This window comes from Methanospirillum hungatei (assembly GCF_019263745.1).
GTDB classification, from domain to species: Archaea; Halobacteriota; Methanomicrobia; order Methanomicrobiales; family Methanospirillaceae; genus Methanospirillum; species Methanospirillum purgamenti.
Genome location: NZ_CP077107.1, coordinates 460432 through 486313 on the forward strand (window position 1 = coordinate 460432; position 25882 = coordinate 486313).

At 41.8% G+C, this 25882-nt stretch carries 26 protein-coding genes; 18 read left to right on the forward strand and 8 right to left on the reverse strand.

Annotated features, from left to right (window positions below; all coding sequences use genetic code 11):
- Nucleotides 1-119 precede the first annotated feature (119 nt).
- From KSK55_RS02230 to KSK55_RS02240, 3 genes are read left to right on the forward strand one after another with little or no spacing between them, the layout of a single operon-like run.
- A complete protein-coding gene (locus KSK55_RS02230) occupies nucleotides 120-1223 on the forward strand; it encodes a methanogenesis marker 9 domain-containing protein (protein ID WP_218608012.1) in 1104 nt (367 codons plus the stop codon).
- Nucleotides 1220-2050, forward strand: coding sequence for a triphosphoribosyl-dephospho-CoA synthase (locus tag KSK55_RS02235; RefSeq protein ID WP_218608013.1), 831 nt, complete (start codon nucleotides 1220-1222; stop codon nucleotides 2048-2050). The genes KSK55_RS02230 and KSK55_RS02235 overlap by 4 nt, the downstream gene beginning before the upstream one ends.
- On the forward strand, nucleotides 2020-2631 hold the full coding sequence (locus KSK55_RS02240; protein ID WP_256664153.1) for a DUF447 domain-containing protein: 612 nt from the start codon (nucleotides 2020-2022) through the stop codon (nucleotides 2629-2631). The genes KSK55_RS02235 and KSK55_RS02240 overlap by 31 nt, the downstream gene beginning before the upstream one ends.
- A 47-nt stretch (nucleotides 2632-2678) precedes the next feature.
- On the opposite strand, the gene KSK55_RS02245 is transcribed toward KSK55_RS02240, so the two are convergent.
- Genes KSK55_RS02245 through KSK55_RS02255 form a run of 3 tightly spaced genes read right to left on the reverse strand, consistent with a single transcriptional unit; the run spans nucleotide 2679 to nucleotide 5919 of the window.
- Complete coding sequence (locus KSK55_RS02245) at nucleotides 2679-4538, reverse strand: molybdopterin biosynthesis protein (RefSeq protein WP_218608014.1); 1860 nt, start codon at nucleotides 4536-4538, stop codon at nucleotides 2679-2681.
- Entirely contained in the window at nucleotides 4535-5746 is a 1212-nt protein-coding gene (locus KSK55_RS02250) for a molybdopterin molybdotransferase MoeA (RefSeq protein ID WP_218608015.1), read from the reverse strand. The genes KSK55_RS02245 and KSK55_RS02250 overlap by 4 nt, the downstream gene beginning before the upstream one ends.
- A complete protein-coding gene (locus KSK55_RS02255; protein ID WP_218608016.1) occupies nucleotides 5743-5919 on the reverse strand; it encodes a hypothetical protein in 177 nt (58 codons plus the stop codon). Before KSK55_RS02255 ends, KSK55_RS02250 begins: the two co-directional genes overlap by 4 nt.
- 52 nt (nucleotides 5920-5971) lie before the next feature.
- Here KSK55_RS02255 and KSK55_RS02260 point away from each other — a divergent pair, with 52 nt between their 5' ends.
- The 8 genes from KSK55_RS02260 to rpl12p all read left to right on the forward strand — a co-directional run bounded on the left by KSK55_RS02260 (nucleotide 5972) and on the right by rpl12p (nucleotide 11566).
- Nucleotides 5972-7297, forward strand: a complete 1326-nt coding sequence (locus KSK55_RS02260) for a D-aminoacyl-tRNA deacylase (protein ID WP_218608017.1) — start codon at nucleotides 5972-5974, stop codon at nucleotides 7295-7297.
- The gene (gene ftsZ, locus KSK55_RS02265) at nucleotides 7297-8385 is read left to right on the forward strand and encodes a cell division protein FtsZ (protein WP_214418524.1); all 1089 of its coding nucleotides are present in this window, start codon (nucleotides 7297-7299) and stop codon (nucleotides 8383-8385) included. Before KSK55_RS02260 ends, ftsZ begins: the two co-directional genes overlap by 1 nt.
- Before the next feature lie 5 nt (nucleotides 8386-8390).
- Nucleotides 8391-8582: a protein translocase SEC61 complex subunit gamma gene (locus KSK55_RS02270; protein WP_214418525.1), complete on the forward strand. Its 192-nt coding sequence runs from the start codon at nucleotides 8391-8393 to the stop codon at nucleotides 8580-8582.
- A gap of 5 nt (nucleotides 8583-8587) precedes the next feature.
- Nucleotides 8588-9070 carry a transcription elongation factor Spt5 gene (locus KSK55_RS02275; protein ID WP_214418526.1) on the forward strand — a complete coding sequence of 161 codons (483 nt, stop codon included), beginning with the start codon at nucleotides 8588-8590 and terminating at the stop codon, nucleotides 9068-9070.
- 98 nt (nucleotides 9071-9168) lie between these two features.
- Nucleotides 9169-9645 (forward strand): 50S ribosomal protein L11, encoded by a 477-nt coding sequence (locus KSK55_RS02280; RefSeq protein WP_214418527.1) that lies wholly within the window; start codon nucleotides 9169-9171, stop codon nucleotides 9643-9645.
- A gap of 59 nt (nucleotides 9646-9704) precedes the next feature.
- Nucleotides 9705-10352 (forward strand): 50S ribosomal protein L1, encoded by a 648-nt coding sequence (locus tag KSK55_RS02285; RefSeq protein WP_218608018.1) that lies wholly within the window; start codon nucleotides 9705-9707, stop codon nucleotides 10350-10352.
- Nucleotides 10352-11200, forward strand: a complete 849-nt coding sequence (locus KSK55_RS02290) for a 50S ribosomal protein L10 (protein ID WP_218608019.1) — start codon at nucleotides 10352-10354, stop codon at nucleotides 11198-11200. The genes KSK55_RS02285 and KSK55_RS02290 overlap by 1 nt, the downstream gene beginning before the upstream one ends.
- Nucleotides 11201-11251: 51 nt before the next feature.
- Nucleotides 11252-11566 carry a 50S ribosomal protein P1 gene (gene rpl12p, locus KSK55_RS02295; protein WP_214418530.1) on the forward strand — a complete coding sequence of 105 codons (315 nt, stop codon included), beginning with the start codon at nucleotides 11252-11254 and terminating at the stop codon, nucleotides 11564-11566.
- An 88-nt stretch (nucleotides 11567-11654) separates the two neighbouring features.
- Here rpl12p and KSK55_RS02300 read toward each other — a convergent pair whose 3' ends face one another.
- Together KSK55_RS02300 and msrA are read right to left on the reverse strand one after the other, a co-directional pair.
- The gene (locus KSK55_RS02300; protein ID WP_218608020.1) at nucleotides 11655-12563 is read right to left on the reverse strand and encodes an alkaline phosphatase family protein; all 909 of its coding nucleotides are present in this window, start codon (nucleotides 12561-12563) and stop codon (nucleotides 11655-11657) included.
- A gap of 1 nt (nucleotide 12564) precedes the next feature.
- On the reverse strand, nucleotides 12565-13041 hold the full coding sequence (gene msrA, locus KSK55_RS02305) for a peptide-methionine (S)-S-oxide reductase MsrA (RefSeq protein ID WP_214418532.1): 477 nt from the start codon (nucleotides 13039-13041) through the stop codon (nucleotides 12565-12567).
- A gap of 79 nt (nucleotides 13042-13120) precedes the next feature.
- Between msrA and KSK55_RS02310 the strand changes: the two genes are divergently transcribed.
- Nucleotides 13121-14188 (forward strand): DUF3821 domain-containing protein, encoded by a 1068-nt coding sequence (locus tag KSK55_RS02310; RefSeq protein WP_218608021.1) that lies wholly within the window; start codon nucleotides 13121-13123, stop codon nucleotides 14186-14188.
- A gap of 43 nt (nucleotides 14189-14231) precedes the next feature.
- On the forward strand, nucleotides 14232-14744 hold the full coding sequence (locus KSK55_RS02315; protein WP_218608022.1) for a nitroreductase family protein: 513 nt from the start codon (nucleotides 14232-14234) through the stop codon (nucleotides 14742-14744).
- Between the two features lie 27 nt (nucleotides 14745-14771).
- Here the strand turns inward: KSK55_RS02315 and KSK55_RS02320 are convergent, their stop codons facing one another.
- The gene (locus tag KSK55_RS02320) at nucleotides 14772-16421 is read right to left on the reverse strand and encodes a S8 family serine peptidase (RefSeq protein WP_218608023.1); all 1650 of its coding nucleotides are present in this window, start codon (nucleotides 16419-16421) and stop codon (nucleotides 14772-14774) included.
- A gap of 162 nt (nucleotides 16422-16583) precedes the next feature.
- Here KSK55_RS02320 and hxlA point away from each other — a divergent pair, with 162 nt between their 5' ends.
- From hxlA to KSK55_RS02345, 5 genes are all read left to right on the forward strand, one after another.
- Complete coding sequence (gene hxlA, locus KSK55_RS02325) at nucleotides 16584-17873, forward strand: 3-hexulose-6-phosphate synthase (protein ID WP_218608024.1); 1290 nt, start codon at nucleotides 16584-16586, stop codon at nucleotides 17871-17873.
- A 123-nt stretch (nucleotides 17874-17996) separates the two neighbouring features.
- Nucleotides 17997-18482: a MarR family winged helix-turn-helix transcriptional regulator gene (locus KSK55_RS02330; RefSeq protein ID WP_218608025.1), complete on the forward strand. Its 486-nt coding sequence runs from the start codon at nucleotides 17997-17999 to the stop codon at nucleotides 18480-18482.
- Complete coding sequence (locus KSK55_RS02335) at nucleotides 18479-19618, forward strand: MFS transporter (RefSeq protein WP_218608026.1); 1140 nt, start codon at nucleotides 18479-18481, stop codon at nucleotides 19616-19618. The genes KSK55_RS02330 and KSK55_RS02335 overlap by 4 nt, the downstream gene beginning before the upstream one ends.
- Nucleotides 19619-19736: 118 nt before the next feature.
- Complete coding sequence (locus KSK55_RS02340; protein ID WP_218608027.1) at nucleotides 19737-23018, forward strand: lectin like domain-containing protein; 3282 nt, start codon at nucleotides 19737-19739, stop codon at nucleotides 23016-23018.
- Nucleotides 23019-23068: 50 nt separating this feature from the next.
- A complete protein-coding gene (locus tag KSK55_RS02345; RefSeq protein WP_218608028.1) occupies nucleotides 23069-23815 on the forward strand; it encodes a hypothetical protein in 747 nt (248 codons plus the stop codon).
- A gap of 153 nt (nucleotides 23816-23968) precedes the next feature.
- On the opposite strand, the gene KSK55_RS02350 is transcribed toward KSK55_RS02345, so the two are convergent.
- On the reverse strand, nucleotides 23969-25084 hold the full coding sequence (locus KSK55_RS02350) for a response regulator (RefSeq protein ID WP_218608029.1): 1116 nt from the start codon (nucleotides 25082-25084) through the stop codon (nucleotides 23969-23971).
- A gap of 121 nt (nucleotides 25085-25205) precedes the next feature.
- Nucleotides 25206-25853 carry a 3'-5' exonuclease gene (locus tag KSK55_RS02355; RefSeq protein WP_214418542.1) on the reverse strand — a complete coding sequence of 216 codons (648 nt, stop codon included), beginning with the start codon at nucleotides 25851-25853 and terminating at the stop codon, nucleotides 25206-25208.
- Nucleotides 25854-25882 lie beyond the last annotated feature (29 nt).

Sequence of the window (25882 nt, forward strand, 5' to 3'; positions counted from 1 at the left end):
TCTTCTCATCTGGGATACATTCTTCATAATTATAGAAAAGTATTGTTCTGGTTTTTATTGAGAAACCAGAGAGAACCTTATACCCAAGTAGGATCGATGATTATGGACAAGGGTTACTAATGGATACGAATTTCAATCTCTTTATCGGGGAAAAACTAATAAAAACTCCAATTGCTGTAGCCTGCATGGCAGGTATAACAGATGGTGCATATATTCGCAATGTCGCAGAACATATCGGTCTTGGAATAATAGGAGGTTATGCAATCGATGACCTTACTATTCAGGCAGCACGAGCACTCTCTGATCAGGGAAGAGAAGAGTTTTTACCTAGAAATGTTGTGGAGGACATCAAAGGTCAGGTAGCGCTTATTGAAGCATCTGGTGTTGTACCGGTAGTAAATATCAGGGCTTCGGAATCAGGGTCTTTGGCTGCCCTTGCTCAAGAGCTCGATAATTCAATAGTATATGAGATTGATGCACATTGCCGACAGCAACCTATGATAGATGCACGAAGTGGTGAATTTCTACTGCATCATCCGGAGGTTCTGATAGCTTATGTTCAGGCATTAAAAATATCTGGAGTTCTGGTATCGGTCAAGATACGCGCAGGAGTAGCATCAGATGATGTTGAATTATCCCGTCTTCTCTGGAAGGCCGGAGCAGATATCTTACATATCGACCTGATGGACTATGGTTATTCGTATCTGAAGAAAATTCGCGACGCATCACCAATTTTTATCATAGCAAATAATTCCATTAATACCTTTGAAAAAGCCAAAGACATGTTTGCTCATGGTGCAGATATGATATCACTGGCAAGAAAGTCAGATTCTGAAACACTTTCCTCTTTACGAGCACAAATAGCCCAATATACAAAGGAACATGGCTGGTATAATGCCCCAAAACAATTGTGTCGTGGGGGAGATATTAGATCACTTGCCTTTTGTTGTATGCCGGTAAAACCATGCCCCCTTCTTCCCACCCTAGAAAAATACAAAATATCTCCTCAGGAGTTTGTCTCAATGAAGATGGAAGCTGTCAAAGGAACACCTCTTGAACAAGGAGCAAATACCTGTTTTGGTAGTCTGGCATACTGCTGCAAAGATTCTACACCCTGTATGTTCCGCGATGCAACACTTCGGCAGGCAGGTCTAAAAAAATCTACTTATATGGATTTAAAGCGGGAAGTTTCCAAAAAATTACTAAAGAAAATTTTTTCATGATTCCCGAAATATCTAGAACTGAACGAGCCCAGCTTGCGATGACTTTAGAGGTATGTGCTTGGAATAAACCTGGAAATATAGATCGGTGTCATGATTATCCTGATACAAAACTGCAACATTTTCTTGCTTCAGTAATCTTTTGCAGACCGGTTTTGGAAAAAGCAGAACAAAATAATGGTTCAATTGGAACACTCATCAAGGAGGCTACCATTCTTACCGGACGACATAAAGGTGGGAATACTCATTTTGGAGCTTTTATCCTTCTCATACCACTTCTTATGGGAGGAACAATACAAGAAGCTTACCGGCTTGTAAAAGAATCGACAATTGATGATGCACTGGATTTTTATGATGCTTTTGCACATACTGCCGTGAGGGTCAGAGAATCTGATGAACTGGATATCAATGATCCTCAGGCAAAAGAAGAACTAAAAAGCCGGGGAATGACATTTTTTGATGTAATGAAATATTCTTCACCTCATGACCTGGTTGCTAAAGAAATAATATCTGGTTTTCCTCTCACCAGATATACAGCAGATCTTCTTTTTTCATCTCATAATGACAAATGTCAGATATCACAGGTATTTCTTACCCTCCTTTCTGAATATCCGGATACATTTATTGCAAAAAAATTTGGATCTCATGCATCAGAAAAAGTTAGAGATATGGCAATTATGGTAAAGAAAGGATCTATGACTTTAGAAGAACTAGATAATTATTGTCTGATGAATGGATACAATCCCGGCTCCCTGGCAGATATTATGATATCAGGAATCTATATTGCTTTGGGAGAGGGGTGGCAGTGGGATCACGATTGTATCCAATAGACAACATTTTTATTGAGGGAATCAACGAAGTTATCGTCTCAACCAGTTATAATGCTGCACCAATGGGCATTATTCTGAAGAATAATTCCTTATCGATGATTGTGTTCCGAACAAGTCATACTGCTGAAAATATAATCAGAGATGGTTGGATAGTTGCACATATTACACATGATCCTGTTCTTTTTGTAAGAACTACCTTTGAAGATCTTTCTAGTGAATCATATGTTGAAGAGAAAATTGGAGAATATCATATCCAACGTCTGCGCAGTGTTCAAAACTGGATTCTTTGTAAAGCACAAATTCTGAATAAAACCTCTGAAAAAATATTTGTTGGATTGGAACCAGTCCATATTGCATTGACACCAGAACCACCACATCCGGTCCATCGTGGTTTTAACAATGTAATTGAAGCAACAGTTCATGCAACCCGGTATATTTTATACCAGGATACGAAGCTTGCAGAGCTAATCAGGCATCATGGGGACCTGGTTATGAGATGTGGAGGAGAATCAGAAAAACGAGCGATGAAACTTCTATATACTTTTGTAAATTCAAAAAATCCCGGAACATTTTTTGAGTGAAATATAATTTATTTTATATCTGTAGTTAATGTTTATGTGATTGAAATTTATGTAATCCTTCTGATAACTCCGGTTTCTTTTGTTTGGTATCCTCCAAGTCTGTCGAGGAGAGATTTAAATGATGGTGATTGTATGGTTGCAATTATTTGCTGAATTCTTACATCATGATCATAACTTTCGGCTTTCATGACAATTTCATATCGCTCAGTCCCAACCGGAACAAATGAAAGACCATATGCTTTTGCTGCTGAATGAACAGCCATACCCATATCTGCATCTCCAGACATAATTCCTAGACATACGGCGAGATGAGTTGTTACTTCACGAGTATACCCATCAATATCATCCGGCAAAATTCCTTTTTCCTTTAAAAGATAATCAAGAAGCATACGGGTTCCAGAACCCTTTTGACGATTAATAAACCGGTATTTTGTTATGTCATTAAATGACAAATTCTGTTTTGATATAATGCCTTGTTCTCGTTCTGCGACACAGATAAGGACCAGTTCTTCCCCTAACATGTACCGTTTCAGGTATGAAATATTATAGTCTCCATCATCGGATAACAGGTGCATCGGTGCCAGGTGACAATCTCCTCTTTTCAGTGCAAGAAGTCCCCCCATACTTCCTACATGTACAGATGCAGGAAATATTCCAAAATCGCGAAGTTGATCTGCCAGATAATCGATAACCGGATCATGACTCCCGGTAATTAGAATAGTTTTTTCTGCTTCTGAAATCGATGTTGTGACAAAAACATCAACGATTGACCCGGATTCAAATCCTTCTGAAGATGATGGGATGCAAATGTATCCATTCGATCTGACCATACTCATCTGTACGCCAGATCCTCTGGATAATGGAAGAGCAATCCATTGTTCTCCAATTTTTCCTATGGTAACCAGGACAAATTCATCCACACCTATATCTGAAAATAATGGCCCGGCAAGACGCGCAGATATCTTATGATATTCTTCAGTACACAGACCTTGCCAGGAAAGGAAAGGATTGACGATCTCACGAAGAATAGTATGACAGGCAACAGGATATCCCGGCATCCCGATAATGGGTTTCTCAGAAATTTCTCCGAGAATTACTGGCTTTGCGGGTTTTATAGCAACACCATGAACAAATACAGAACCAAGATCAGCGATAATAGAATTTGTATAATCTTTTGTTCCCTTGGATGATCCTGCAGATATAAGAACAAGATCGTGAGTCTCTACTGCATTCTGAATAGCGGATGAAATGAGATTTGGTTCATCTGGAACAATAGGATACAAAGTTACAAAAGCACCGGTTTTTTGGATCTCTGCAGCAACCATAAGCATGTTACTTTCAATAACTTGTCCTGGTCCAGGAGTTGTTCCAAGAGGGACTATCTCACTTCCAGTTGGAATGAGCGCTACACGAAGAGAAAGGACATCAACAACGGTAATTCCATAAGAGGCCATAGCTCCGACATCACAAGATCTGATAGCATGACCTCCAGGAATGACCATTTCACCTTGGGCAATGTCTTCTCCAACCGGTCTAATATGTTGCCAGGGATATGCTGGTTTTCGTATCAGGAAACCTTCTTCATCCTCTTCGGTATCTTCGATCATAATGACAGCATCATATCCATATGGAACAAGATTTCCAGTATTTACCCGAATGAAATCTTGAATGATTACTGGGTGTTGATCGGTTGCTCCATGAGTGTCATTCGTTTTTACCGCTATACCATCCATTGCAGAAAGGTGACCCGCAGGATATGACAATGGAGCATGAATTGCATGAGCGGTAACTCGTCCAATAGAATCAGACACAGGAATTTTCTCAATCTTCCGGATTGCAGGAAACTTATCACGAAGTAACTTCAAAGCATCAGGAAGAGAGGTCAGGTGCAGATATCGGTCACTCATTCAGAACTCCATGGTTCAGCAAAAATTCGTGTGTTTTTTTCATATCCCTCAATATCAGCAGGAATACAAAGGAAGCCATCACTCATCACCAGAGTATTGGTAAGCCCTGATTTTCCAAACACAGGCGTAATAATATCTCCATCGTGTATAATCCTGATATAATCCTCACGACCTTTTGCTGATGGAACCGAGGATGAGAGTGTTCCAGATAATTTTACCGGTGATCGTATCTGACCGGTCATCGCATAAAGAAGATCTCTGACCAATGCAATGAGAACAATATATGCCGATGCAGGATGTCCTGGAAGTCCAATTATCGGTTTGCCATCTATTTTTCCGATTATTGTAGGTTTTCCTGGAGATAATGCAATTCCGTGAATAAGAACTTCTCCACGAGCAGCAATAATATCAGCACACATATCCCGTTCTCCCTTGGAGCTACCCCCGGATATTAAAACAATATCCGCTTTTTGAACTGCATCATGTATCGCTGTTTCTAGTGCTTCTCGTTCATCGGGAATAGTTCCGATAACAATTGGTGTACCACCACATTCAGCAATGAACCCTGTGCAAAGGTACGTATTGACATCCCTGATCTGACCAGCTTTGGGAGTTTCATGAACTGCAATAATTTCATTTCCTGTCGAGATAATAGCAACCCGTGGGGGAGATGCGACAATAACCTCCTGTGCTCCGCAAGCAGCAAGGACTCCCATATCACGTGAGGAGATCTTCGTTCCAGCCTTTAAAGCAGGGTTTGTTGTAGAAAAATCCTCACCCTTAAAAACAATATTTTCTCCAACCGCCATGGGTTTTGAAATGAGAACTTCTTCTCCTATCTCCTCACAATATTCAATCATTGCAACTGCATCTGCACCTGGTGGAAGAAAACCTCCAGTTGGTATATACATACATGTTCCCGGAGTAATTGGATCAGATGGTTCCTCCCCCATTCCAACCCGTCCAATAAGAGTAAGCATTATTGGAATACTCTCACCAGCTCCGACAGTATCAGATGCACAGACTGCATATCCGTCTACTGATGATCGATTAAATCCGGGTATATCACAATCAGATAGGATATCTTTTCGGAGAATCAGTCCCAATGAATCTCCTAATAAAACACTTTTATCTGCTGTTTTCCTCGCAAGAAAAGTAAGAGTGTCTCTGGCATTCTGAACAGAGACAACCGAAAGGAATCGGCTCATTTAAAACAGCCAAGCTGACAGGCGCGGATTTTTATATTGTTCTTATTGCAATATCTGGCGATCTCCATTTTTGATACGCCATATTTCTCTGATATTTCAAAAGCTTTCGTACATTGGATTTCTGAAGTAATACCTTCTTTTTCAAAGATGGTTTTTATCTGTTCATTTTCCATATGTATAAATTATGTACCTGAGAATAAAGGTTATAGCTATCAGTTACCACCAATGACATCCAAATCAACAATTCCCAGAACGCTTCTGATTAGTTCACGCAAAGATCCTGCAGGTACATTAATTCACGAGGAACTCTGCATGATACTGAAAAATGAACCTGGGATTGCACCATATATCAGGCATCTATACAGCGATGAACGCTTAATTTTTCTCAATGGTCCATCAATACCCGGGGATTCTGAAAGAATAATTTTTCTCTCTCGTCATGCGAGTGAGCGGCCACGACCAGTTATGACTGTCCATGTGACTGGTAATTTTGGGCCGGCTGATTATGGCGGAACCCCACACACATTAACTCCGGCTGCTTCAGAACTTATGCATGCCCTGTTAAATGGTCTTGTCAGATATGCTCCGGAAGGATATGAAGTCATGTACGAAGCAACACATCATGGACCAACCAATATTCCCCTACCATCCTGTTTCATAGAAATTGGTAGTTCTTCAATTGAATGGAATGATCGGGGAGGTGCACGGGCAGTAGCAATGACAGTCCGTGATGCTCTCGTAAATGATACATCAACAGTTATTCGGATGGCAGGATTTGGAGGAACCCATTATGCACAAAGGCAAACTGAAATCTCTAAGTTAACAAGAGGTGGTTTCGGACATATCATGCCAACTCGAGATATCCAGTATCTGACCGAGAAGATGTTTCTGGAGGTAATCTCATGTTCTCAGGCACAAGCGATTTTCGTCGATGGAAAAGCTATGTCCGGAAAGGAAGAACGAATGATATCGGGATTAGCAGAAAAATATGCTATTCCGGTGCTTGGACAAGGAGATTTAATCCGGCTCAAACAGTTACCTTTTTCAGATTACCTGAAGATCAGAAATCTTGTGTTGAAAGAAGCTCCTGGATGCTCATGTATTGTCCATGATTTACCTCATTGTTATGAACCTGTAATATGTACTATCCCCGATGATCTTTTACAGGAAGTTATGAAGACTGCACCAGATGAGTTTATTCAAACCCTGGGACCACTTCCGATTGTTCATCTTACCGGGAAAGGAAAATCATGCCATTCGATGTTTATCACGGACAAAAAATACAGCCTTGGATTATCAGATCAATTAATATCTCTCTGTCTAACATTGATACAGGACAGATATGCCTGTTCTTTTGAGGGGGATACACTCATTATCAAAAAAACCAGGTTTGATCCGAAAAAAGCTCAACGACTAGGAATCTCTCCGGGACCACTTTATAGCGAACTTATAGCAGGAAAATCAATACTTGTGGGAGAATCTATGGTTTATCCGGATATGGTGATGACTGAAACAGAACATCGGATAATGATATCGCAGAGGCAGATTTGATGAAATCTATCGTAGAAGAAGCGCTTAACAGGGCAAAAGCAGAACAGCAGATTCCGCAAAACAACAGCGATCTGGATGCAGTCCTCCGGACGATGACCACCAGGATTTCTGTTGTCGGTTGTGGTGGAGCCGGATCCAACACCATTACCCGGATGATGGATGAGGGGATTGCAGGCACAACATTGTATGCCATTAATACAGATGCCATGCATCTTGCAACCGTGAAAGCGGATCACCGGATATTAATTGGACGGCAACGAACAAGGGGTCTTGGAGCCGGCTCATACCCACAGGTCGGGGAAGAAGCTGCTCTTGAAAGTGAACATGAAATTCGTCGGGCTGTTGAAGACTCAGATATGGTATTCATTACTGCCGGTCTTGGTGGGGGGACCGGGACCGGATGTGCACCAGTGGTCGCCCGGGCAGCTCATGAAGAGGGAGCATTAACTATAGCAATTGTCACGCTTCCTTTCTCATCCGAAGGAGCTATCAGGATGGAAAATGCTGAAGCAGGACTTGAACGGCTCAGAGATGTTGCAGATACGGTTATCGTCGTTCCAAATGACCGTTTGATGGAGGTTGTTCCAAAGCTTCCTTTATACGCTGCTTTTAAAGTGGCTGATGAAGTTCTTATGCGGGCAGTAAAAGGGATCACAGAACTCATTACCGTTCCCGGATTGGTTAACCTGGATTTTGCTGATATCCGTGCGGTTATGGAAAAAGGAGGTGTCGCCATGATCGGTATGGGCGAGAGTGAAGCACAAGACAAATCTGCGGATGCTGTACGAAAGGCCATCAGATCTCCACTCCTTGACATAGATATTTCCTGCGCCACATCTGCACTCGTTAATGTGACCGGAGGTCCTGACATGACCATGGGCGAAGCAGAAGGAGTTGTAGAAGAAGTCTATAATCTTATTGACCCGGATGCACGTATAATCTGGGGAGCTCAAATAGATCCTACCATGCAGAACACTATCCGGACTCTCCTTATCCTGACTGGTGTTCGGTCGCCACAAATATATGGTAGGAATGAAAAAAATAACCCGAAATTTCAGAGACACTTTGAGATTGATTTTCTGAAGTGATATATATGGAAATCCCTAAACTGGACATCAACTTAAACGAGGAACTCTTCCGCAAATACGTGCGTATCCTCAAACTCGCCCGCTTTCCAACCAGAGATGAATATACAAAAATCGCTCTTGTTGCTGCGGCAGGTGTCGTACTCATAGGTATCATCGGGTTCATCATCTACGAACTCTTCCTGCTGCTCCCGGCCTGATCATCATGGAGACTGAACACCGTCTTACCCGCATCTTTGCGGTAAAGACCACGAACCGGGCAGAACGGTCGGTCGCAGACAATATCGACAAGGCGGTGCGGGACGAGGATAATGATATCCGGGTAATGTCGGTAATTGTTCCTGATGAACTGAAAGGGTACGTTCTGGTAGAAACAGATGAACCATTGGCCAGAGTTCAGGAACTGATGGAACATGTACCGAGTGCGCGCACTGTGCTTACCGGAATAACCACCCTTGAGGAAGTTGGGCATTACCTGATTCCAAAACCTGCAGTCAGCGGGATAGATGAAGGCACTATTGTCGAACTTATCAATGGTCCCTTTAAGGGTGAAAAAGCGGTTGTCAAGCGAGTTGACGCCTCTAAAGAAGAGATTACAGTTGAACTCTACGAAAGTGTACTGCCAATTCCAATCACGGTTCGCGGCGATCATGTCCGCGTTATTGACCGTGGTGAGGATGATTCATAACATCCTCTCAGTACCCATTCGGACATATTCTTTTTTATCTAGACTTCCAACCTTCATGAACCCAGATGGACATGAACCGTCCTGACTGGTGATACACAATGGCAGAAGTAGTCGAGGTACTAGTACCCGGTGGTAAAGCAACAGCTGGTCCACCACTTGGTCCGGCGCTGGGTCCCCTCGGTATCAACGTCAAAGCCGTTGTTGATGAGATTAACAAAAAGACCGCATCCTTCAATGGTATGCAGGTCCCTGTCCGTGTTGAGGTGGATGATAAGAAGAATTTCACCATCTCGGTCGGTATTCCGCCCACGACAGCTCTCATCATGAAAGAGGCAGGCGTTGAAAAAGGCTCTGGAGAGCCGAATACCAATATTGTCGGGGACATGCCGCTTGAGTCTGCTGTCACGATTGCCAAAATGAAACTTGATGATATGCTTTCTTATGATCTCAAAAATGCGGTCAAAGAGGTTATCGGTACCTGCGTCTCGTTAGGTATAACCGTTTCAGGCAAAAAGCCCAAAGATATGCTCAAAGAGATTGATTCGGGCGCTCATGACGCAGTTCTCGTGGGATAGGATCGATAAGTAACCATAGAAGATCGTAATTCACGGTCGCATCACTATGGAGGAACCTGATGGTAGAGAAAAGCGTCCTTATTGACGCATTGAAAAAGGCAAAAGAACAGGCGCCTGAACGGAAATTCACCGAGAGTGTCGATATGACCATTAACCTGAAAAATATCGACATGTCTCAGCCGAAAAACCGTATTGATGAGACAATTCTCCTTCCTAATGGGAATGGAAGAGTAGTCAAGATTGCCGTTCTCGGATCTGGTGACATTGTTACCCAGGCCAGAGAATCCGGTGTCGAACTCATCATGGGACCGGAAGAGATTGAGCGCCTTGGAGGTGCCCCTCGTGAAGCACGTAAAGTTGCATCCGAGCATCAGTTTTTCCTTGCAGAAACGCAGGTTATGAGTCTTGTCGGAAGATGGCTGGGTCCAAGGCTTGGTCCCCGTGGCAGAATGCCGCAGCCGATTCCCGCCGGTGTGGACATCCGTCCAATCGTGGAACGACTTCGGAAATCTGTAAAAGTCAGAACCAAAGACAAGATGTCATTCTCACTCAAAGTTGGTACTACCTCTATGAGTGAAGAGGAAGTTGCAGAGAACATCGATGCAATCCTCAAGCGTATTCTTGGAAAACTGGAGATGGGTGACTTCCAGGTCAGATCGGTCTATGTTAAGACAACCATGGGGCCGTCTGTAAAGGTGGAGTTATAATGGCATTGTATACCGCTCATCTGCCCCAGTGGAAGAAGGATGAGATTTCAACTATCAAACGTCTTACCGGTGAATATAAACTGGTAGGTCTTGTTGATATGTATGGAATCCCAGCCAGACAGGTGCAGGATATCAGAAGAAATCTTCGCGGCAAAGCCGAACTGATAATGACCCGGAACACACTCATCGAACATGCGTTTGGTGAGAATGAAGGATCAATATTAGAACTCTCTTCACACCTATCCGGACACTCTGCTCTCATCTTTACCAATGAAAATCCTTTCAAGCTCTACAGTATGCTTGAAAAGACAAAAACGAAGATGGCAGCACGTCCTGGTGAGACTGCACCGGAAGATATCGTCATTTCAAAAGGACCGACCAGTTTCCGTCCTGGTCCGATCGTAGGAGAACTTCAACAAGCCGGTATTCCTGCGGCAATTGAGGCAGGAAAAGTTACCATTCGTGAAACAAAAACAGTGGTAAAGGCCGGTGAGGAGATCAACAAAAAACTTGCAGATGCACTCGCCAAGTTAGATATCAAACCGATGGATGTCGGTCTGGTTCTGCAGGCAGCCTTCTATGAAGGAAGTATCTATGAGTCTGATGTCCTTGCGATCGATGAGACTGCATTCTACAACAGCATTATCACCGCTGCAACACATGCTTTTAACTTATCAGTCAATGCTGCATATCCAACCAAGGATACCGCATCTGCACTGCTTACGAAAGCTGTTCGTGATGCACGGGGAGTTGCTGTCGAAGCTGCGGTCACTAGCAGTGACGTTATTGACGCCGTTATTGGAAAGGCACAGGCTCAGGCCATGGCCCTTTCAAACGTTGTCAATTAATCAATATGAGAACAATACGAACTATCGGAAAAAATAATTGGTGAATTAAACATGGAGTATGTATACGCTGCACTCCTTCTGCACAAAGCAGGAAAGGAGATCAACGAATCCTCTGTTCAGGCAGTACTTTCTGCCGCTGGTATCGCTGTCAACGAATCACGTGTAAAAGCACTTGTTGCATCCCTTGATGGTGTAGACATTGAGGACGCAATCAGCAAGGCAGCAGCAGCCCCAGTCGCTGTTGCAGCAGCACCTGCAGCAGCTGGAGCCGCTCCGGCAGCAGCTGCAGCAGAAGAAGCCCCAGCTGAAGACAAGAAAGCTGAAGAAGAAAGTGGAATGGCAGGGCTCGGAGCCCTCTTCGGCTAAACCCTTTCTTTTTTCTCGTACGATATAGTATCGAATTGTTCCCGGTTTATAAATCCCTCAAAGAAGAGACGAATCTATACTGAAAAAATCAGGGGATGAGAGCCGTTGCATTATACGGAGGATTCATCTCATGGTAGGGAACGCCCAGTCGCTTAAGAACTGTCGGAACGATATCTTTTTGATCTCCGGTCAGGTTATATCCAGGTTCATTTGTTACCATCCAGAGAGATATCTGTCCGGTATGATCCTTGGGACCAGTATTAAACCCATGATCTGTGGTTACATAAAGGACGGTCTTATCTGATATCCCCAGATCATCTAATGCTTGTAAAATCATCCCGGTAGCTTCATCTATCTCCCGGATAGCCGCAATCTGCTCAGGAGATCCTGCCCCGTATGCATATCCTGCATCTGCCGCATCTCTGAAGTGAGCGAAGATAAAAAAGCGTCCCAGAGAACCAAAATGATAGACTGACTCGGATGCTACTGATCCAACCAGTCCGGCATCACTGTTCCGGCCATAATAATAATCAACCACCCTGCCTGCATGGTAAAAGGGCAGACCTTTGAGTGTCCCAAGACTTTTCTCCTGTGATGCAACAATTGCAGTACTGATGTTATCTGATCCAAGGGTATCTTCAAGTCGTTCAAAAACTGTCATTCCTAGAGGAATCTCACCATACCGCATACTTTTAAAAACGCCGGTCTGTTCTGGAGAATAGCCTGTTAAAATCTGGGCATGGCCTGCCATGGAATCAGGATAATGATCTGTAATAGAAATGTTAATAATAGTCCCGTTTTCTAAAAGATTGGTTAGATGAGGGAGACCATCTCCTTCCAGAAGGTTTTCCAGAGTATCTTTTGATATCCCATCCCAGGAAATTAGAATAACTCCATAAGGATCTGGTGATGCTGCAGATCCCATCTCAATTGAGAGAATGAAAATGAGAATCAGCACAAATTTTTTTATCAAACCATATCGAAAAGAAGAGTTCATATCAAAACAGACTCCGACCATAACGCTGTCCAATTTTCATAAAATATGACTGATGGTAATCTTCCGCAGGCCAGAATGTAGATGCTGGAATTACCTCCGTGGCTACTGGAACATTATATCGGTCGGACAGATTGATATCTGCAATAAACTTTTCTGCCTGCTCTTTTTGTTCATTTGTAGTGTAAAAAACAACTGAACGATATTGACTTCCGATATCCGGACCTTGCCGATCTATCTCGGTAGGATTATGCATAGAGAAAAAATGTTTGAGAAGCGATTGATAGGATACTATTGTTTCGTCAAATTCAATAGCAACAGTTTCAGCATGACCTGTTTTATCTGAGCAGACATCCTGATATGTTGGTTCATTGGTATGCCCCCCCATATATCCAACACGTGTGCTTTTAATTCCTGGAATCTGCTGGAATGCTGCTTCTATACCCCAGAAACAACCCCCAGCAAAAAAAGCAACTTCCATATACTGAATCTTGACCTGATAACTATATAGGATCTGGTCTAGTAGAGAAGACTATATTGTCAGAAAGAAATTGTTTGATATGAATACACAGACACTCCTTATCGTCTTCATTTTTTTGGCAGGAATATTTATTTCTCCGGTTGTGGCAGACTTGAAGATAATCAGGGCAGGCGGAACCGTTTTTTTGGGTGAGGAGGGACTTGACATCACAGCATCAGGGATAGAAGATGGTGGACAAATTGGCTGGTGGGCTCCAGGTAGCAGCAGATCTTCAGAGCCAACAGAGATAATGAGTGTCTCTAATCCAACATCATTTTATGTATCTCCATCAACGTTCTCTGGAAAAGAAGGGCTCTGGTATGCATGGCCTGACCAGACTCCGGTTTTTCAGGTAAAAAAACCCCAGATTTCTGTACGAGTGTATGATGAATCTTCGGATTTTGATGCTTCAGGAAAATGGGTTCCCAGAGGAGATGCAATTTCGTTTAGAATTTCATCAAACGTCTATGAGGCAAATTCAAGAGGCGGACCTGATGGGCAAGTAGATATTGTCCTAATCAGCCCACAGGGTGCCAGGTTTTCTTCTGTTTCAGGTCCTTCCGGATCATTTAGTCTGACCGGGATTCCTCTTACTTCCTCACTCACATCAACTGGCCCGGTCTGGAGTACTGGTGGTGTAGACAGCGGAACCTGGATAGTTCAGGCAGAACTTTCCATGAACCGAATAAAAGACAATCTCCCAGACATGGGATCAGGAATTTCTACACAAGTTGAAATATTAATTCAAAATGTCAATCCCCTGATAAAATCTCCAGTCGCCATTGAAGTTGGAACACCAACTCAGGAAAAACCCATAGAAAAAGAAACAAGTACTCCTGTTATTACACCCAAAATTACACGAACCCCAACAATACAAACGACACCAACTTCACAAGGAACTCCTGTCTTCACTCAGTCAGAACTGCCCAATGCACAGAAAAAAATTACGGAATCTTCGGTATTACTTCAGCCAACAATAACAATTCATACTGCTGAGGAAGAACCAACCACAGAGACCACCCCGTATGCGACACAAACTCAAACACCTCTGGGATTAGCATCCATAACAGGGGCATTATTAGTCCTGTTTATTATCAGAAGATCCTGAAGAGAACAGGATCCTTTTTTTGTAATGGACACCATTACATGTCATGAATCTTGGAGCTACGATAATCAAATCACGCCGTAGCGTCAGGTCATATACTGACTCACCGCTCAGTGATGAAATTATAAAAGAAACGCTTGAATGCGGTCGTCTAGCGCCGACTGCGATGAACCTTCAACCATGGCTGATAGGTGTTGTAACCGACCGCGATCTCTTAAAGAAGATCGCTGATTTTACAGATCATGGAAAATTCATTGCAGATGCTGCTGCATGTTTTGTTACCTGTGGCGATAAAAGTGCCAAATATTACCTGGAAGACTGCTGTGCTGCAACGATGAATATGATCACCTGCTTACAGGCATATGGTGTTGGAACGTGCTGGGTGGCAGGTGATAAAAAAGAGTATGGAACAGATATTTGTAAACTTCTGGATATCCCTGAGCCTTTCTCTTTAATTTCTCTAATACCTGCAGGATATCCGAAAGAAGTGAAAGTGCCGAGTAAAAAACCAGGAAAAGAGATATTCTTTACAAATCGGTGGTCACCAGAAGAAAAATAAAAAAAAGACTGGAATATCCACCCTCATTTATATTGACTGAAATAATTTTACAACATCAGTAAAGTCAATTCTATTATTCCCTGAAAAGTCAAATGCTGTAACCGGTTCATTTTTGCTTATCCATTCCATTTGTTTGAAGAAGGTTACAACATCAGAATAATCTGCTCTACCATTCCCATTTACATCCTCAAATTTCCCATCACCATTCAGGTCTTTTGGTGACTGACTCATACCAGGGAGAGGTACTACACCTGAAGATGAACTTCCACCGCCAAGTGCTTTTTGTACATTAATCCTTCCACCGGAGACTGTTTTCCCATTAAACGCAGAGAGTTTATCCACTGTCTCCATAATTTTTGCCTTCAGGGCAGAAGGGGTCATGGATGGATTCTTTGAAAGGAGTAATGCTGCGAGCCCTGCTACATGGGGTGTTGCCATTGATGTCCCTTTCATTTTTACATACGGGTACCCAAGAGAACTTGGATAGGTTGACATGATCCAGTCACCTGGAGCGGCAACATCAACGGTTGATGCCCCATAATTAGAAAATGAGGGGATTCCATCTTTTGCATCTGATGCCGCTACAGAAATAATCTGTGGGGAATCAAATCCGGATGGATAATGCGGAGTGATATCATTATTCGATCCGGCATTTCCTGCAGCACACGGGATCAGAATGTTTGTTGAGGCAATTGCATCGCCAAGAGCCTGACTTTTTGCAGTGCCACCCCACGAACAACTTATGACATCAGCTCCCATACGACGTGCATATGCGATAGCATTCAGTGATGCTGCGGTATCTCCATTTCCATCAGCACGGAGGAACTTTAATGGCATGATTTTTACTTTCCAGTTCAAACCTGCAATGCCGACTCCATTATTGCCAACAGCTCCGATGACTCCGGCACAGTGGGTTCCATGACCATTATCGTCCATAGGGTCATTGTCATTATTGATGAAATCATAACCATGGACATCATCAATATACCCGTTACCGTCATCATCTATACCATTATTCGGAATTTCACCAGAATTTGTCCAGATATTAGCAGCAAGATCCGGATGAGTATAATCAACACCGGTATCAATTACCGCAACGACTATTGAATCAGACCCGGTAGTCGTATCCCATCCCTCTTTTGCATGAATATCCGCACCACTCATTCCACCGGTCTGTCCGGTATTTGCAAGTCCCCACTGCTCTCCGAACTTCGGATCATTGGGAACAGAAAGAGCGGAAAGAGCCCCAGGATCATCCGGTCCCGCAGGTTCGGTTTCAGGCAATGATAAAGAAATGATATAATTTGGTTCCGCATATGCCACATATGGTGACTGTTCTAATTCGTCAATTGCTTCTTTTACTGACAATGGACCTGATATATCAAGTGCCTGGAGATTTGAAAGTCCCTCCGATGAGAAATCAGTAGAGACTTCTGCACCGAGAGCTTCCAGAGCCACTGGACCAGATCCTTCTGCTGCAAGAGCCGCTACAGTACCATCTTTATATTTAACAATTAATTCACCCGGAACATATGGAGCAGAATTTTGGTCCACACTCATAGTATCTGTCTGGTTTTCTGACTGGTCAGCAATGGTGATTCCAATAACAAATCCAGATAAAAATAATCCGGTTAATAATAGCAGTTTTAGCATAAAACGTATATGCGCGAATTTCATGTTCATCCCCCACAAAGACAGCTTATACAGACTGTATGTATTAAGATCTATCAATTCTGGGAGATTTAAGTATCTTCTCTGATTGAGTGTCAGGTTCCATAAAATGTGTACATATCTCCATAGAGGAGAACAGTTATCTCATAAACCGGTAACGTGTACCATATGAACCGTCCTGTACTCCAGGTCGCGCTGGATCTGGTTGAACTGGACCGTGCCCTGACCATTGCAGGGGAAGCGGTCAATGGAGGAGCAGACTGGCTTGAAGTCGGTACTCCTCTCATTAAAAGCGAAGGAATGCGGGCGGTACGCATGCTCAAGTCAGCATTTCCGGACCTGAAGATTATTGCGGACATGAAGACCGCAGATACTGGTGCGATAGAAGTTGAGATGGCAGCAAAATCCGGAGCTGATATTGTCTGTGTTTTGGGTGCCTCAGATGATTCAGTAATTGCTGAATCAGTCAGAGCTGCACGGAAATATGGTGTCAGGATAATGGCTGATCTGATTTCTGTTCACAATCCCGCTGAACGAGCCGAAGAGTTAGAGCGATTGGGTGTTGACTATATCTGTGCTCATACTGGTATAGACCAACAGATGACGGGTACAGATTCTTTGGATCTTCTCATGAAAGTGATAAATAAAGTGAGCATCCCGGTAGCTGCTGCAGGAGGGATTTCTGAAAAAACAGCACCTGGAGCAATAGCATCTGGAGCTTTCATTGTAATTGTTGGGGGATCAATAATCCGGTCATCTGATGTGTCAGGATCAACGCGCAGAATCCGTGAAGCAATGAACCAGCCTGTCCCATATACTGGCCCGGAAAAAACAAGAGAAGAAGAGATTTTAGAAATCCTGAACATGGTCTCTTCATCGAATGTATCAGATGCCATGCATCGAAAGGGATCAATGGTAGGAATGATTTCTGTTTGTTCTGGAACAAAAGCGGTGGGGAAAGCAATTACAGTCCAGACATTTGCAGGAGATTGGGCAAAACCCGTAGAAGCGATTGATCGTGCCGGAGCAGGTGATGTCATCGTCATTAACAATGATCAGGGAACTTTTGTGGCACCATGGGGAGAACTTGCAACCATCTCATGTCAGAACCGGGGCGTTGCTGGGGTAATTATTGATGGCGCCGTAAGAGATGTTGACGATATAAAAAAGATGCATTTTCCTATCTGGGCTAAGACTTTCCAACCAAATGCCGGAGAACCGAAAGGATTTGGTGAGATCGGGTCTGAAATCTCCTGTGGCGGACAATCTGTTTCACCTGGTGACTGGATTATCGCTGATGAATCAGGAGTAGTTGTAATTCCCAGAACACGTGCATATGAAATTGCACGGAGAGCACGTGAAGTATACAATACAGAGCTTCGGATCAGAGAAGAACTGAGACGAGGAAAAACTCTCTCACAGGTTATGAACCTCCTTCGTTGGGAGAAAAAACAATAATTTACCTTTTTTAATTGACGTTTGATAGATGCGCATATATCCAAATTATATAGTTACTAAATAAATTAGTATCTAAGCGATATGTCCGATGATAAAAAATTTCGCAATCTGTACCAAATCTGGATGCGAATAGTTAACAAATTAAATGAATCAGAAAAAATACCACGGAATTTTGGAATTGATTTTTTGATTACCCCTTCAGATATTCATCTTATCCAGGCAGTGGGAGATAATCCTGAGAGTAATGTAAGAATTATTTCAGAAATTTTGGGTGTCACTCCTGGAGCTGCATCCCAGCAACTCAGTAAATTATCTAAACGTGGTTTTATCGTGAAAGAAAGAGGACTGAAAAATGAAAAAGAAGTTACCTTATCATTAACTGATCAAGGCAGAATGGCATACAAAAATCATGACATAATTCATGAAATGATTTACCAACGACTTATTCATCGGATCGGACCACTTGACGATGATGAAATACAGGTATTACTTCGAGTATTACACGCAATAGAATCTGTATATGATGAGCGAATTATGGAAGTCAGACAGGGAGAAACCATGAAACTTCCATCTGATAAAATACCTGATTTAAAGGAGCAGGCATCATGAGTGCTCTTCGAAAAGTTGGAGAACTTACCATTGCCCATCTTATTAACGATATTTATGCCCCGGTCCTTATGGCCCTTCAACCGGTTCTCATTACCATGTATGGATATGGGTATTTTGAAGCTGCTTTACTTCCAGTTGTTCATAGCCTTACATCATCCCTACTCCAGCCACTGTTCGGCTATCTGGCAGATAACAAGGGGATGAAGGTAAGTGTCGGAATTTCTATTCTCCTCTCTGGAATTGGAGTTTCTGTACTTGGTCTGATACCTGACCATTATCTTATTATGCTCGGATGTGTTGCACTTTCAGGTGTAGGTCATGCCAGTTTTCATCCTGGTGCCCTTTGTCAGGTAAATACATTAGCTACAGGCAATTCACGAGGAAAACTTACCTCGCTCTTTGTTGTTGGTGGAAACATGGGAATGGCTCTCGGGCCGATAATTGCAGGAATTATTCTTACCACCGGGGGAGTTCCCCAGGTCATCTGGTTAATTATCCCAGCGATTGCCACTGCATTATTTTTGCATTTACACCCCTTGGAAGACATATGTACAATAAAACATGAGAGGCAAAATACCATAAAAGAGGACTGGAAACCCGTAATTCTTCTCTTTTCAGGCGCAACACTCAGATCATGGGTTACCTTTGGTGGAATGACATTTTTACCAACATACCTGGTTCTGGAAGGATATTCTCTCCTGGAGGCCACCACTCTTGTCAGCATTATGATGATCGCGGGTGTTGCCGGACAACTCGGCGGAGGTATCCTTTCGGACAGAATTGGCAGAAAACAAGTGATTGTTTTCACTACGATTGCATCCATTCCGGCCTTTATTGCAATACTACTAACTCATGGAATTTTCCTCATTGCTTCCATGATGATCTTCGGATTCTTGCTCTGGTCATCATTCTCAGTCACTATTGCAATGTCCCATGAGATGATTCCAACAAAAGTAGGACTTATATCCGGATTATTCCTTGGAATTGCCATGGGTGCAGGGGCAATCGGTGTATCAGTATCCGGAATAATTGCAGATATAGCGGGTTTGTATACCAGTCTTCAAGTATTTCCGGTTATCCTGATAATTACATCCGGTATATTTATGTTAGTAAAAAATCCGAAATCTCACACATAAACAAAATATAAGAATATTTCACCAAAACCCGAGTGGAATATTGTATATATTTTCAATTTTTTATGAAAAAGAAAATATGTATCTTTGCTGAATATATACCATACAGGGATGAGTATGTATGGGGATTCAGAATAAAATATTGTTATATCTGATTTTTTTTCTATTCACTATAATTGCTAGTCATTGTTATGCGGATTCTGATGATATAACGAGCGGGGCATTTGCTCCACTATCAATTACCTGGATGCAGGACACACATATTGCAAACGCTTCGGTAAATACTCAATATTGCTGTGGAAGTGGAATATTACGAGAAAGTCCGGTTGATCTCTCACATTTAATTGGAAAAAAAGTAAGCAGTCTTCACATCCTGGCTGACTATCCTTCATCATTTGATTTAAGAAATTCTAACCGTGTCCCTGCAATTCGGGATCAGGGACAAAGTGGAAGTTGTTGGGATTTTGCCTCAATAAAGTCCCTGGAATCATCTCTGCTTCCTGAAACAGCAAAAGACTTTTCAGAAAATAACCTCAAAAACCATGTTTCGGTCTATGATCCTGCAGGTTTTGATTTTGCTGATGGTGGAAATGATCTTATGGCCGCTGCATACTTCCTCAGAGGATCCGGTCCGGTTCCAGAAAAATTAGATCCCTATAATCCATATTCATTCGTCTCTCCACAAAATCTACCTGTAGAAACCCTTGTTTCTGATGTCCCCATGATACCAGGAAGATCAGGGCCTACAGATAATGAAAACATCAAATGGGGTATAGTAAACCTAGGATGCCTTTATACTACCATAGAATATTCAGATACGCATTTTAACTCAGCAACCAGTTCTTTTTATAATCCATATGGGAAAACCCCAAATCATGCAGTATCCATTATTGGGTGGGATGATAATTTCAAAGCATCTTCCTTTTCTACAAATCCTCCAGGTGATGGAGCATTTATCTGTGCAAATAGTTGGGGTCCAAACTGGGGAGAAAAAGGATTTTTTTATATCTCATATTATGATGTGCTTATAGGAAAGCGTGTTTCTGCATTTTCTGCTGCAACAGATAATACTGATGGTACATATGGATATGATACACTGGGTTGGGTCAATAGCTTCGGGTTTGGCTATGATGATGCGTCAGCGGCTAATGTTTTTACCGCTGATACTGATATTGAAATAACCAATGCCGGATTTTACATCCCACAAGTCGGGACAAGTGTTACAGCAACAGTATATGTAAACCCTGAAGATGGTCCGGTTGGAAGTGCCCAGCCGGCAACATCAAATAATGAAGTATACCAGATCCCTGGATATCATACACTCAGATTTGATCTTCCCGTAAAAGTGAAAAAAGGAGAGAAATTTTCGATAGTGATAGACGTTCATACACCAGATTATGGATTCCCTATCCCGGTTGAATATCCAGTCCCCGGATATAGTAGTAAAGCAACAGCTGCAGCAGGTCAGAGTTATGTGAAAACTTCAACAGGGAAATGGTCTGATCTTACAACATGGGATCCCCAGGCCAATGCCTGCATCAGAGCAGGATATGTACTTATTTCCGGACCTAAAGCAGATTTTTATGCTGAACCTACCAGTGGTAGTGCTCCCCTTACAGTTTCATTTCATGATACATCAACAGGTAATCCCGAACGATGGCTCTGGCAGTTTGGAGATGGCTCAACATCAACTGAGCAAAACCCGGTCCATACCTATACAATAAATGGTGTTTACTCTGTTTCTCTCACGAGTGATACTCCTGCCGGAGAATCAAGAACAATAAAGAGAGATTATATTACAATTTCTGAACCAACTGAAATCATCGTACCAGATGATCATTCACTCATTCAGGAGGCTATCAATAAAGCTCCTCCCGGATCAACGATTCTTGTCAGATATGGGTATTATCCAGAAAAACTTACCATAGGAAAACCATTATCCCTGATAGGTGAATCTGATGCTGATGGACAAAAACCTATCATCGATTCACAATTCACCGGCACACCGGTTAGTATTACTGCAGCAGGAGTTACAGTAGAGAACTTTTCTCTTACTGGTGCCTGGTCAGAAACGGCAATACGTCCGGGAATAGCTGTAAGAGGAAATGAGGCCATTATTAAAAATAACTGGATATTTGAAAATTATGCAGGAGTACGGTTTGAAAGTGTTACCGGAGGAACATTAGATAGTAATATTATCTGGAATACGACCAGTAACGCAATTTTTTCTGAATCCAGCTCATATCTTAAAATCTTCAATAATACCCTAATCTGGACAAAAGAGGCCCCTGCACTTCGCATCACCGGAGGGTATAATTCAGTTGTCAAGGGAAATGTTATCGCTGAAAATACCAAAACAGGTCTTTCTCTATCTGGAACAGGTATCACGCTTTATGATAATTATTTCAATAATACCCAGAATGTCGCATTAACAGCTGAAACAAAAGCTACCTGGAATGTACCCAAAACAACTGGACCGAATATTGTTCTCGGTCCGTTCATCGGAGGGAATTTCTGGGCTGCACCTGACGGTTCAGGATTTTCTGAAACACACCCTGATGATAACGGCGATGGGTTTTGTGATGAAGTATACCGTATCGGAGGAGAAAATGTGGATGAATTACCTCTCGCAGTGCCAGACTCTGTTCCACCAACAGCATCTTTTGAAGCTTCTCCACAAACCGGAACTCTTCCTCTTACCGTTCAGTTCAAGGATACATCTTTCGGAACAATCGAGAGTTGGAACTGGGATTTCGGTGATGGGAGCAGGTCCCAGGAGAGACATCCGATCCATGTCTACCAGACCATTGGAACATATGACGTGCAACTTACGGTTACCGGGCCAAAGGGATCTGACTCTGAAATAAAATTACACTATATTCATGTTACCGGAACAGGAAATACATATACGCTTACTTTTTTACCTGGATGGAACTTTTTTACTCCACCCAAAACTCTCTCATCCGGAAGTGATACTGCCGCACTTTTTGCAACTATCGATACTGCCGGACATTCACTCTTTATGTTCCAGAATCTTACCGATGGATGGAAAAAAGTGAATAGGGATACTGTCCTTCACCCGATGCATGGGTATTGGATATATTCAAAAAACCGGATTGATACAACACTCTGGCTCGATCCCATTGGTGGTGGAAAGCGGACTATCGATGCTGGCTGGAATGCCATCGGATCTCCTGGAACCGGACCTGTTCCTGCAAAGACTGCAATGAGTACCCTTGGAGATACATGGTCTTATCTTATAGGCTATGATGAAAGCAAACAAAAATATGAGGATGTCATTATCAGGAAAGGAACTGGTACCAATTCAGATGACCGGCTTTTAAAATCCGGACATGGATACTGGCTTTATGCAACCGGAACAGGAGAATTGTTTGCCGCATAAATTTTTATAAAAAAGAAAAACTCATCGGTAATAATCACATAAATACTGTAATGATTTCAAACCGGACCTGGCTGATATTATTTGCAATTAGTCTGTGTTGTTCTTCTTTTCTCCTTTTTATAATACATTATGAGATTTTTCATGATTTCCACCATATTTTCATATATACAATTCATGACCTGGCATTTCTTCCAATTGAAGTATTATTGGTTACTCTCATTCTACACCAGATGCTCGAGCGACGGGCGATGAAAAATAAACTAAATAAACTGAATATGGTTATTGGAGTATTTTTTTCAGAAATCGGAACACCATTACTCAGATTCTTTTCAGATCATGACACTGATAGAGCAAAAAAGATTGCATACTTTTCTTTACTTAGAACCTGGGATGATACATTATACCAGAAGAAAATAAAAGAGTTAAAATTAATTCCCTGTTCAGTTCATGTTACCTGTAGTGATCTCATTCTCGTGAAAAAAACTCTGACAGAAAAAGAAGATCTACTGGTCAGAATGCTTGAAAATCCGGTTTTGTTAGAACATGAATTGTTCACAGAAGTACTTCAGGCTGTTTTTCATCTGACAGAAGAATTAAAGCGCCGGGGAGAGTGTTCAGATCTACCAGATAGTGATCTCAATCATGTATCTGGAGATATGACCCGGAGTTATACGCTTATGATCCCAATATGGCTCTCCTATCTTAAATATCTGAAAAATAATTATCCTTATTTGTATTCACTTGCTGTCAGAACAAATCCTTTTACAGAAACCGAAGATGTGATCGTTCGGGAATAATTATCTATCCTAAATTTTTTTCTATCAACTTCTTTCAAGATTTCCTTCCCTGGAACAGAAAGGAGATTTATTTAATGAATAGAAAGTGATTCAGAAAATGTATATGTTGAAAAAAAGGCAAAAAAAGTGAAATTACAAATAAGATCTATTCAATTAAACTTCACATTCCTTTGGTTCAATTGAAATTACAACAATCTCTTCTATCTCTTTGTGTTCTTTATCCATAACCGGACTATATGTTCTGACAAAAGTTCGGTTGTTTTCAGAATACCGTTCACAAATTGGTTTTTTATTTTTTAGTACATCCTGAATATGCGATATAAACCGACTGGTAGCTTTTTCATCATGGTGATCGCCATACCAGGATCCGATATAATCACCAGTAATACCAAGACGTTTCTGATGGTGAGAATTCATAAACCGGTACCTGCATTCTTTATCTACCGCATACATTGAATCCTGCATAGATTCAACAAGAATTCGGTAATATTCTTCCAGAGTATTTACAGTCTTTTCAAGTGTCCGGGTATGGGTAATTTCTGTTGATATTACCGTTGCAGCAATAGTAAGACCAAGAATCTCATTTCTAACAGGGCTAATAGTCCGCACAAACCACCGATACCCTTTCTGATATTCATCATGCTGTGGCTTGCTCGTTTCAATAACCGTTCGTATTAATGTCAAGAAATGATCCGTTTCTGATTCAGTGTGAAGATCTTCGTAATAGAAATCCTGGTACCTTTTATCATTGATATCAAGGCGTTTTTTATGATGAGAATTCATAAAGAGATATTTTCCATGTTTATCTACCATGTATATAGAGTCCTGAGTACACTCAACAAGAGTTTTGTAATTGGTTTCAGACTGAATGAGTGCTTCTTCTATTCTCTTCCGCATAACAGCCTGATGAATCATATTTCTGAGCTCTGCAAACTGAACTTTTGGTTCAGTACCTTTCTGCAGATAAAAATCAGCACCTGAATTTAACGCTTCTATAACCACATCTTCTCTGCTTCTTCCCGTAAATATGATAAATGGTTTTTCCAGACCCTGTCTTTTGATGGTTCGTAGAAATTCAATACCATCCATTTGTGGCATTTCATAATCAGAAACGATCGCATCATACTTTTTTTCCTTCAACATATCTATTGCAGACATTGCAGAAGTACATGTATCTACAAGGATATCCCCTCCTTTTTCAAGGAAAATTCGAGTGATGTCTAATAGTTCTTCCTGGTCATCCACAAGCAGAATGTTAATGATTGTCATGATTATTGCAGGGTTAGGAGATTTTCAGATGAAAGTTTCATGAATATTTCTCATTCAATTGGATACATATTACATTTGAATCATAGCATATAACATGATGGGATTCTCATATTTCAAATATTCAGTAATATGGGTTAAATCTTTTCTTTTTCCATTTCATTTCTTTTGTTTCAGGTTTCATCCATAACTCCTGAAAAAGTCCCTGTTTTCGGAGCTCAAGATAACACCGCATACAGGCATCAACATCTGCAAGGGCATCATGAGCATCTTCAAAATCACTTTCAAAGAGATGGTGATGGAGTTCAGAGAGGGAGGGCCATTTGTATCCTCTTCGGCCGCCTTTCGGAGGCAATTTACATACATCTGTAGAACCTTTCATGGTGCAATGATAGGGAAGCTTCAGAATTGGTGCATTTTGTTTTGCTCTGGCAAATTCCGATGTAACAATACTTCTGTCAAAAGAGACATTATGACCAACCAGAACATCTGCCAAAACAACGGATTCTGAGAAAACAGATAACACATCCATGATTGGTTTACCCTCACTTTGTGCCTTTTCATTCGTAATCCCATGTACCTCGATGGCCGACTGGGGTATCACAAATCCTTCTGGTTTAATATAATGATTTTCACGAACCCGAACAGTTTCACCATCAGTCAATACCCAGGCAATCTGCACCATTCGGGGCCAGTATTCAGGATAATGAAAAGGATCTTTCTCTTCTTTCGGAAGTCCGGTTGATTCAATATCAAAGATGAGAAAATTCATGGGAAGTATTGATTATATGAGGAGATAAT